Source organism: Roseibium aggregatum IAM 12614 (genome assembly GCF_000168975.1).
GTDB classification, from domain to species: Bacteria; Pseudomonadota; Alphaproteobacteria; order Rhizobiales; family Stappiaceae; genus Roseibium; species Roseibium aggregatum.
Window position 1 is genome coordinate 1 of sequence record NZ_AAUW01000042.1, and the last position, 9088, is coordinate 9088.

General features: G+C 57.2%; 12 protein-coding genes and 2 pseudogenes. 6 read left to right on the forward strand and 8 right to left on the reverse strand.

Features of this window, described 5'->3' with window-relative positions:
• Positions 1-463 (forward strand): NapC/NirT family cytochrome c (locus tag SIAM614_RS30145; protein ID WP_006940546.1); only part of this gene is annotated, 463 nt, incomplete at its 5' end.
• A 248-nt stretch (positions 464-711) separates the two neighbouring features.
• Here SIAM614_RS30145 and SIAM614_RS30150 read toward each other — a convergent pair.
• From SIAM614_RS30150 to SIAM614_RS30160, 3 genes are read right to left on the reverse strand one after another with little or no spacing between them, the layout of a single operon-like run.
• Positions 712-1143 carry a class I SAM-dependent methyltransferase gene (locus tag SIAM614_RS30150; RefSeq protein ID WP_040441561.1) on the reverse strand — a complete coding sequence of 144 codons (432 nt, stop codon included), beginning with the start codon at positions 1141-1143 and terminating at the stop codon, positions 712-714.
• A 33-nt stretch (positions 1144-1176) separates the two neighbouring features.
• Positions 1177-1821 (reverse strand): NHL repeat-containing protein, encoded by a 645-nt coding sequence (locus SIAM614_RS30155; RefSeq protein ID WP_006940548.1) that lies wholly within the window; start codon positions 1819-1821, stop codon positions 1177-1179.
• 9 nt (positions 1822-1830) lie between these two features.
• Positions 1831-3051 (reverse strand): helix-turn-helix domain-containing protein, encoded by a 1221-nt coding sequence (locus SIAM614_RS30160; RefSeq protein WP_006940549.1) that lies wholly within the window; start codon positions 3049-3051, stop codon positions 1831-1833.
• 104 nt (positions 3052-3155) lie between these two features.
• On the opposite strand from SIAM614_RS30160, the gene SIAM614_RS30165 reads away from it, so the two are divergent.
• From SIAM614_RS30165 to SIAM614_RS33490, 3 genes and pseudogenes are all read left to right on the forward strand, one after another.
• Positions 3156-3449, forward strand: coding sequence for a hypothetical protein (locus SIAM614_RS30165; RefSeq protein ID WP_050789541.1), 294 nt, complete (start codon positions 3156-3158; stop codon positions 3447-3449).
• A gap of 2 nt (positions 3450-3451) precedes the next feature.
• On the forward strand, positions 3452-4144 hold the full coding sequence (locus SIAM614_RS30170) for a DUF899 domain-containing protein (RefSeq protein ID WP_040441563.1): 693 nt from the start codon (positions 3452-3454) through the stop codon (positions 4142-4144).
• Positions 4145-4243: 99 nt separating this feature from the next.
• Positions 4244-4348: pseudogene (locus tag SIAM614_RS33490) on the forward strand (transposase); the annotation flags it as partial.
• Positions 4349-4399: 51 nt separating this feature from the next.
• Here SIAM614_RS33490 and SIAM614_RS30175 read toward each other — a convergent pair.
• The 5 genes from SIAM614_RS30175 to SIAM614_RS30195 form a co-directional block, all read right to left on the reverse strand.
• The gene (locus SIAM614_RS30175; protein WP_040441571.1) at positions 4400-5020 is read right to left on the reverse strand and encodes a YdeI/OmpD-associated family protein; all 621 of its coding nucleotides are present in this window, start codon (positions 5018-5020) and stop codon (positions 4400-4402) included.
• Positions 5021-5065: 45 nt separating this feature from the next.
• Positions 5066-5431, reverse strand: coding sequence for a hypothetical protein (locus SIAM614_RS30180; protein ID WP_006940553.1), 366 nt, complete (start codon positions 5429-5431; stop codon positions 5066-5068).
• Between the two features lie 24 nt (positions 5432-5455).
• Positions 5456-5866: an SRPBCC family protein gene (locus SIAM614_RS30185; RefSeq protein ID WP_006940554.1), complete on the reverse strand. Its 411-nt coding sequence runs from the start codon at positions 5864-5866 to the stop codon at positions 5456-5458.
• Positions 5863-6186, reverse strand: a complete 324-nt coding sequence (locus SIAM614_RS30190; protein WP_006940555.1) for an ArsR/SmtB family transcription factor — start codon at positions 6184-6186, stop codon at positions 5863-5865. Before SIAM614_RS30190 ends, SIAM614_RS30185 begins: the two co-directional genes overlap by 4 nt.
• A gap of 682 nt (positions 6187-6868) precedes the next feature.
• On the reverse strand, positions 6869-7783 hold the full coding sequence (locus tag SIAM614_RS30195; RefSeq protein WP_040441565.1) for a LysR family transcriptional regulator: 915 nt from the start codon (positions 7781-7783) through the stop codon (positions 6869-6871).
• Between the two features lie 94 nt (positions 7784-7877).
• Between SIAM614_RS30195 and SIAM614_RS30200 the strand changes: the two genes are divergently transcribed.
• Positions 7878-8717, forward strand: a complete 840-nt coding sequence (locus tag SIAM614_RS30200; RefSeq protein WP_006940560.1) for an NAD(P)H-dependent oxidoreductase — start codon at positions 7878-7880, stop codon at positions 8715-8717.
• Positions 8714-8893: pseudogene (locus SIAM614_RS33270) on the forward strand (ISNCY family transposase); the annotation flags it as partial. The gene SIAM614_RS30200 and the pseudogene SIAM614_RS33270, both read left to right, overlap by 4 nt.
• Between the last annotated feature and the right edge of the window lie 195 nt (positions 8894-9088).

Genomic DNA, 9088 nt, shown 5'->3' on the forward strand with positions numbered 1-9088 from the left:
CTTTGCCGAACTGAAAACGACAATCCACTATTCCAACCGGTCAGGGGTGAGAGCCACCTGCCCGGATTGTCACGTCCCCCATGAATGGACCGACAAGATCGCCCGCAAGATGCAGGCCTCAAAGGAGGTCTGGGGCAAGATCTTCGGGACAATCAATACGCGGGAAAAGTTTCTGGAACACCGGCTCGAACTGGCCCAGCACGAATGGGCCCGGCTCAAGGCCAACAATTCGCTGGAATGCCGCAACTGCCATTCCGCCGATTCCATGGACATCACCCGTCAAAGCGGAAGAGCCTCGGAAGCGCACCAGCGGTTCCTGTTCACCGGTGAAAAAACCTGCATCGATTGCCACAAGGGCATCGCACACCGCTTGCCGGACATGTCTCAGTCAGCATGGCATGGAGAAAACCCCGAAAAAATGCTGAAGGAAGCCACCGCCTTTCTGGCAACGCGGCAAGATTGAAGTCTCTAATGGGAGGGGAGACACACCAATCAACCGAAGGATTCCGAGTTGAAGTGGGAGACGATCAGCCCTCAGATCAAAAACGGATCGGCAACTCCACGAGATAAATCGGGTAGCACATCAGTTCCCAACTTCGGTGACGTTGAAGCTAAATCTGAGCTTATGGCGTAAGATTGAAGTGCATTGTATTTCAAGTGATGTTTGGTCTCTAAATCTTATCGGAGTTGACTGCCAACGATAGGATGTCTTCAGATCAAAATATCTTCACCTTTGATCGGCCCTGCCGCATCGATGAAGAGCAACCCGTCCGGTTTTAGCGCCGCCTTCAATCGCTTCATCGCGCGCTTTCCCGCATTCGGGTGGCGGCCATCGAGGGCGCCCACGCGCATGGCGAAAGCAAGATCGAACCGATCCTCTCCCTGCTCCAGTTCAAATTCTTCGATGGCAACGTTTCGAAATTCGAGGCGACCGGACAAGAGGTCTGTAACCGAGGCCGCCAAAGCCTGTTTGATTGCTTTCTCCGACCGGTCGATCGCTACGATTTTCCCGTCACCAATCCGCCTCGAAATCTCCCGCGCCGCCACTCCAGGGCCGCAACCGATTTCTAGGACCTGTAGTCCAGACTCCAATGGCAAAGCGTCAACGTATTTTGCAATCCTGGGCGATACTCTTGGCGGCATTACCTTACCAGCGTGCGTCTTTTGCAGAACAGTTCATTCAAGGTCTGACCCCGGCCGTCGAACGACCAGCAATTTTCCGGCACCTCCGCTGCCGCAGAAAAAACGATCACCGCCATCGGATTCAAGTCCCGAAACGCCGGAACCCGATGGCATTTGCAAACACTCCAGCACGTCGCCTGTCGCGGCATCGATGTGCCGGATATCGCTTTCACCGTCCTGCCAGGTGCCGTGCCAAAGCTCGCCATCTACCCATGTGACGCCGGTGACGAAGCGATCCGATTCAATTGTACGATGAACCTTGCCACTTTCTGGATCCACCTGGTGGATCCTGCGGCCGCGATGCTGTCCAACCCAAAGGAATCCCTCGGCCCAAGCCAATCCCGAATGCCCCCCGTCGCCGGGGGCCGGTATCGTGGCCAGCACTTTTCCTGTTTTGGGGTCGATCTTGTTGATTGCGTCTTCGGCAATCTGGAACAGATGAGTTCCATCAAAGGCGGTGCCGGCATCGGCCGCGGTGGCGATCGATCCCGTAATCTCTCCACTTTCCGGATCAAGAGCATTTAGCCTGTCTCCGGACGCGAACCAGACCCGCTCGCGATCAAAGCTGACCCCGGCAATGTCATCGATGCCGGGGAAGGGGCCGAACTCGCGGATGATCTGAGCTGTTCTGTGTTTCATGTGGCGATCCTAACCGGTGGTGATCGCAAGGGGGAGTAACAAACTTGTCGGGAAACCCGGGACGCTCGATAGGATCCAGCGGCAGGCCCGCCCGCGTCCAAAGGATCGGACCTTCCCGGCAAGGGCAAGGTCTTCAAGCTTCCTTTGAACCGAGCGCGAACTTACGCCGAGCGCCATCGCCAGGGCAGAACTCGACCAGGCCTCGCCGTCCACGAGCAGGGCCAGCACCTCCGGATGGTCGCTTTCGACCGGCGGCGCCAGCACGGCGACCTGGCGAGCATTGTACGGCTTGAGAGCAAAGCCCAAGCTCGTTGCCTTTACTGCGGCGACGGGTTTGATGACCTTGCGAAGGCGGGAGATTTCGACACGCAGCCTCGCTCGGTGCGAGTCGTCCACATGCTTTGCCCCGAATGCGTGCATGAGAAGGTTTTCGCGCGAAACATCATCCGGCCAGGCCTCTGCGAACGCGCGGGCTAGAGCAACCAAGACAGGGCGGCGGTCGAGTGAGATCATCTTCTCCCCAACCCGCACAGCATTTCGGCATTTATCTACTATGAACACATCGGAAGCGAGCAGAACCTCGACCTCGTCAAGCTGCAGCAAGTGTTGCCCGTCGCGAGAAACAAGGCGGGCGGCCGGTGCCTCCAGCGCATGCCTCGCCTTTTCCACCTCGACCTCGAGGGAGGGAATGCCGGCATCCTGAGCAGCACGCGCTGCTTGCTCGAGCGCAGCTCTTGCAGCTCCTGTCCGGATATGCCGCATGGCTATGCCGGCCATCACAAGACCGCAGCCGGCTCGAGACGCAGGCGGCAAGACGTCGGTGTCAATGCTGTCGAGTGTCTCCAGGGCATCTTCGAGCCGACCGATGAGCAGAAGCTGGCGGGCTTCGAGATAGCCGGCATGTGCAGCATTCACCTGATCACCGCCAGCTTCGAGCGTCGCCCGTGCCGCGCCGAGCGTTTGAAAGGATCGGCCGAGGTCGCGGGAGACAAAAGCGATCTCGGCTTCGGCAACCATGCAGCGTGCACGCGCCATCGGCTCATTCGACCCGAAGGCGCGCGCCGCATCCTTTAAAAGCTCTCTGGCACGCGCAAGATCACCGATCTGGGCCATGGCAAGGCCGCGCAAGGCCAATGCCGGCGCGTCGTTGCGCAGTGCCACCCGTTTCAATACCGCCAGGGGATCTCCGGACGAAAGGGCGCGCGCTGCCGCGGCGATCAGCATGTCCATGGATATCCCGCCAAACTTGTAACTCTCACCCGCCCCGTCTCCGCATCTATGTCTTTGCTCACCGGGCAATGGTCGCAAACGCCGGACCATACGGAGGACCGATAATGACGATGTTTGCAGCAACAGGGAAGACACCAGCACCTTCTGGGAACCGCCGCAGCACAGCAGGATGGCTTCAGCTTGCCGCGGCGCCAACCTTTGCCTCAATGGCATGGATTTCAGCAACCGGAGCGCAGGGCTGGGAGGTCTGCTCATCCGTTCCAGGCTTGCTGCCTGTGAACGATATGACCTTGATGTACGTCCTGATGGGCGTATTCCACCTGCCGCCCTGGCTTAGGCTGATGTCCGCCCGCTCGCGGCACTTCGATATCCCCTCCACCCAAACCGAAGGAGAATGATCATGCAATACGCTGTTGTTTCACATGACGACTGGCTCGCCGCCCGGCGAGATTTGCTGCAAAAGGAAAAGGAACTGACACACCTGCGTGACAGGGTCGCCAGCGAGCGCCTCGCCTTGCCGTGGGAACGCATCGAGAAGGACTACGTCTTCGACACAATTGACGGCCCGCGCTCACTTGCCGGTCTCTTCGACGACCGATCTCAGCTCGTGGTGCAGCATTTCATGTTTGCGCCGGGATGGAAGGAAGGCTGCCCTAGCTGTTCTTTCATGGCCGACCACACCGACGGCATGAACCTGCATCTTGCCAACCATGACGTGACCATGATTGCCGTCTCGCGCGCAACACTTGCCGAGATCGAGCGGTACCGCAAGCGCATGGGTTGGACGTTCGGATGGGTCTCGTCCTTCGGCAGCGACTTCAACTATGATTTCCGGGTCAGTTTCACCCCTGAGGAGGTCGGCAGCGGGCACATCGACTACAATTTCGGCGGCTGGAACATGACGGGCGAGGAATGGCCAGGCGTCAGCGTCTTCTTCAAGAACGACGCCGGCGAAGTCTTTCGTACCTACTCGACATACGGACGCGGTGTGGAGGTCATGATGGGCACCTATGCAATGCTCGACCTGACGCCGAAAGGGCGCAACGAGAACCGGGGCATGGACTGGGTGCGCCGACATGATCGCTACGAATAAGCACTTGGGAATTGAGTGCGCCATGCGTACCGGAAAAACCGGGAAACGTTTAGATTGCCGGGCCATCAAAGGCCCGGCAAATTGCAAAGTGGCCTGTAGATCCGCCGTGAGGCAGGGAGCAGCCAGGCGACCTATTACAACTGGCGGAAGAAATACGCGGGGTTGATGCCGTCGGAGATGAAGCGCCTCCGCCCGTTGGAAGACCGGCTCGAGATAGATTCCGACACTTGATCTATTGCTGCCTTGTAGCAACAATCAGCGCTCCATTGCCCCCTTACCTGCAATAATCTTGTCACGGAATTTCTCAATACGGGCCACTCGGGTCGCAGATTGCTTTGCCTGGTTGAGGTTGAACAAATAACTTCTTTGCCGGCCCGGGGTCAGCCCATGAAACGCTTCGGCCAGTTCCGGATCGGTGTCCAGCGCCTCGACCAACTCATCCGGCATCTGGATCTCAACCAGTACCTTCGGCGGTTTGGTACCCACCTCGGCGTGTTCCATCAATTGTCGGAGAAAGTCCCGGATCACCGGCTCCATCTCGCTAATCTGTGCCACGTCGGTGAAGCGGAGCGCTCCTGGCACCCGGCTGTTCGGCCCCTGTGGTTCAAGTACACCTTCTGCGTCATTCAGGAGGCCAGGGTTCATGAAGCTCAGCCGGAAGTCGCTCCGGAATGCCCCGAGGATCGCGATATTGCGCCCTTTGTGCAAATAGGTGGGATGAGCCCATTTCACCGTCTCTTCCAGTCCCATGTCGAGGCATATACGACGCAATCTCCTGAGACCATAACTCCATAGTTGGGAAGCACAGTCAGGCGTGCCGAAGCGCGCGCATCGGCCGCAACCCTTGGTGAAAAAATCTTCAGGATCCGTGATCATAGCCATTGCCTGTTGTTCCTTTGGAGATGCATGCCCCGAAAACATTCAGAGCGGTGCTACAAACCATCGACCGAGAGCGACAATCGCGCAAACTGAGGCCACACCGAGCCAGTAAAGGACCTGCGTGTTGCCTTCTATGCCGGAAGCGAGGTGAACACCGGAAAATAGAAGCATTTCTATAGCGATGCCCAAGGCCGCAAAGGGCACCAGGAAACCATAGGATGGAGTGATTGCTGGGAGAATTAAACAAACCGCAAAGATAAGCTCCAACGGGATCAGGCCCAACCAGACGCCATTCGGAATCGCACCGAGCGTCGGCACGGATTGTTCGGAGTTGAACAGCTTCCAACCTGCTCCAATCGCAGTGTGAACGGCCAACAGACTCTGCAAGACCCATAAAAAGATGGTCATTGTGACACTCCGATTGAATTTGGGTCAGTCTTGGCTCGATAGAACCTGATTGAGCCTATCGAGGAAAACATTCCATCCGGTCGTTGCGCCACGAAACGCTTGTTCCTGGTCTTGACCAAATCCCGTTTGCTCCATGCGTAGAAGCGTTCCGGTCTCGGTTTTTTTCAGCGTCCATGTCACGACGCTCTCCAGGCCTTGGCTCTTCCAGGAGTACGACAGGATCTTTTGCGGTTCGGCCGCCAGGACCTTGCAGGAAACTCGTCCCCAACTCGCTTGCAATTCGAACTCGTGTCCAGGCTCGGCCTTGAAATCACATGCCATCAGCCACTCCTCGATCAGGTGCTTCTGTGTCAATGCGCGCCAGACCTTTCCTGGTGGGTGTTTGAGCTGGCGTTCCTTGACCACGGTTCGGGTCTCTCCCGTCACGTCCGTCATTGATCCATCTTTCCCAGAAGGTCTTCCAAACTGTCGAGTTTACTTTCCCAGAACCCGCTCATGCGTCGTGTCCAGTCGACCAGCGGAACAAGAGCCTTCGTCTGGGCGGAGTATCGGGTTTCTCGCCCCGCAATCTGTCCACTGACCAATCCACATTTCTTCAGGATGGCCAGATGCTTCGAGACTGCGGGTTGCGAGACACCTGCGCGTTTCGTCAACGCCACAACTGTCTGCTCACCCTCAATGCAAAGATGCTCGAAGAGCCGTCGTCGCGTAGGATCGGCCAGCGTTCTGAATATGTGATCTGCGGGATGGTCCATTAACAATAACTCCTCGGTTATTATTAATTGATAGCCAACTGGTTATGAGTAGTCAATTGCCCGCAGGGAAACAAATGGCTCATTCGCACTGTCTAGGAAAAATGTGGCTCAATATCGCGTGGCATGGTCAAGAGCGGCTGGCGACACAGTAACTCAATTGAAACGATCGGTTCGTCAATCTCCTCCGGCACTGCTACCGCCAAGTCACGTTCTGCGCAAAGTGATCGCGATGCGATTTCGTCAGCTGAGATCATATTCACGTAGAACTGATTCTGCCGTTGAGCCTCTAAGGCTTTGCGCAGTTTCGGTATCAATGGCCTGCTGCGGGTTTCACGGACACCGAGTTAAGGTGTTTGCCATGAAACTGGAGCGATGGAATGCAACGAAGGAAGTTCAGCCGCGAATACAAACTTGGGCTGGTGATGCGGCATAAAGGGCTCGAGTAGCTCTGCACCGGCAACAAGATAGTTTGCTGCGAAGGACGGCCTGATGGCGGACTTGCAGCGGGGATATGTCGAGTACGGGACTTTGACTTCGCTTGCACTTTGAAGAGTTACTGTATCAAAGGCACTTCGTTTTCCCTTGTCCCAATCAGCGTCTGTGGCACGGGCCCTGGTATGTACGCAATCCGCCGGCTTTTCCGCAATAGTTCACAATGAGTTGCCGCCGTAAGGCGGTCACCTTATTGAATCCCAGGCATGGCCGAAACCCGGACAGAAAGGAATTCGACCAGCAATCGAACCCTGGCGATGCCCGAACGCTCCGGGACAATTAGAAGACTTAACGGCACGGAGGGCGGCGAATAGTCCGGTAGGACTGTCTCAAGCCTGCCCTGTCTCAACAGGTCGTCGACAAGCCAATGATGCGCGGGAGCGATGCCCCGCCCGGCGATGAGTGCCTCGCGCGCACCGAGACCATGGTCGACGCGAAAATTCCCATCAAAAGACACGGAATGACGACTGCCATCACTTCCCTGCAAGTCAAGAACGTCGCTTCCGGCGACGTTCGACATACGGATAGCCTTGTGGCCGACCAGCTCTTGCGGAACAGTCGGTCTCCCATGCCTGGCAAGATAGTCCGGGGACGCAACGAGCAGGCGTCGGGATTCACCAAGGGCACGCAGTTTCATGGAACTGTCGGTGAGCGGACCGAGGCGGAACGCCATATCGACCCCCTCTTGAACGAGGTCGATACGCTCGTCGGTCAGGCTGAGATCGATGGCGACATCCGGATGGAGATCCTGAAATGCGAAGATTGACTTGCTGATCTGCAAGACCCCCAAAGCCGCGGTGCAGGAGATACGGATCGAGCCGGCTAACGCAGAACGCGAGGTCCGGGCTTCCTCTACAGAACGATCCGTCAGCCGCAGGATCTGGACGCAGTTGGTATAATAGCCGCCGCCTTCTTCAGTCAGTGTAACGCGTCGGGTGGTCCTGCTGAGCAAGGGTACGCCAACGGCATCCTCTAGCTCCTGCACATGGCGCGTCACCGTAGATTGGCCAACGCCCAGTTCGCGAGCGACAGCCGAAAGATTGCCTCGCTCGGCGACGCGCACGAAGGTGCGCATACGTTCGAGCGAGATCTCTGATTTATCCATTTTTCGGCACAATGTTATTCGTTCGCCACTTGTACCGGATCAGTCTCCCTTTGGCTATCTATTGGTTCACGTTTCCAAAGCCGGAGAAAACCCTATGAAAATCTTGATTGTTTACGCGCATCCCGAACCTCGTTCACTGAACGCAGCGCTCCGCGATGTCGCAACAAAGGCGCTGACAGCACAGGGACATGATGTGCAGGTGTCGGACCTGTATGCCGAGGGATGGAAATCACAAGTCGACCGAGCTGATTTTCCCTCTCTGGCCACGGAGGAACGTCTCGTTGCGACTGCCGCATCCAAAAAGGATTTTGAAGCCGGGACCCTCACCGAGGATGTCAGGGTCGAGATCGAAAAACTCCTTTGGGCCGATGCCCTTATTCTTCAGTTTCCTCTCTGGTGGTTTTCCATGCCGGCAATCTTGAAGGGATGGGTAGACCGTGTGTTCGCTTACGGTTTCGCTTATGGCGTCGGCGAACACAGCGACAGGCGATGGGGCGACCGCTATGGGGAGGGTACGCTGGCAGGCAAGCGCGCCATGTTGATCGTGACCGCTGGTGGGTGGGAGGAGCACTACGGCCCTCGCGGAATAAACGGACCGATCGACGATCTTCTGTTTCCGATCAATCACGGCATCCTTTACTATCCGGGGTATGAAGTCCTGCCGCCATTTGTAATTTATCGAGCGGACCGGTTCGACGAATGCAAGTTCGAGCCGGTGGCAGAGCGCCTGCGGGAAAGAATGCAATCGCTGTTTTCGATACCGCCGATCCCCTACCGCCCGCAAAATGCCGGCGATTATCTGATCCCCAGCATGCAGCTCCGTTCCGAGCTTGGCGAGGAGAACGCGAGCGGCTTTTCGCTTCATCTGGATCGGGACAACGAAAGACGCTCCCTTGCCGGCCCCGGCAGGAACGGAACGCAAAACAGCGGATGATCGAAGACCGCCTGTGGCTCTCCCGCAAATAGGGCCGACGGTTTCATTTGCCGTGGCTGCGCCGGGAATGTGTCGGCGAGCCGGTGCAGATTGACGGCAGCGGTCATCGCTGGTTCGAAGACCGCCGCGATCCTTGCACGTTGCAGCTCTTCATCAACGATCCCACCAGCGGACTCGCCTGTGGTCGCGTCATGGCACGATTTCAGGCTCAAGTCGTGCCACGCGATGTAGGCGCTCGTTCGGACGCGTTCGACACGTCTAACGTCTTCACCTCGTTCGAGCACGAGGAGCCGGACGTAGTCTAGTAAGCGCCCCCAAGTAGGACGTTCGACTGGTAGCAAGCGAAGCTCAAAAGCTGACGTTCGTCGCAC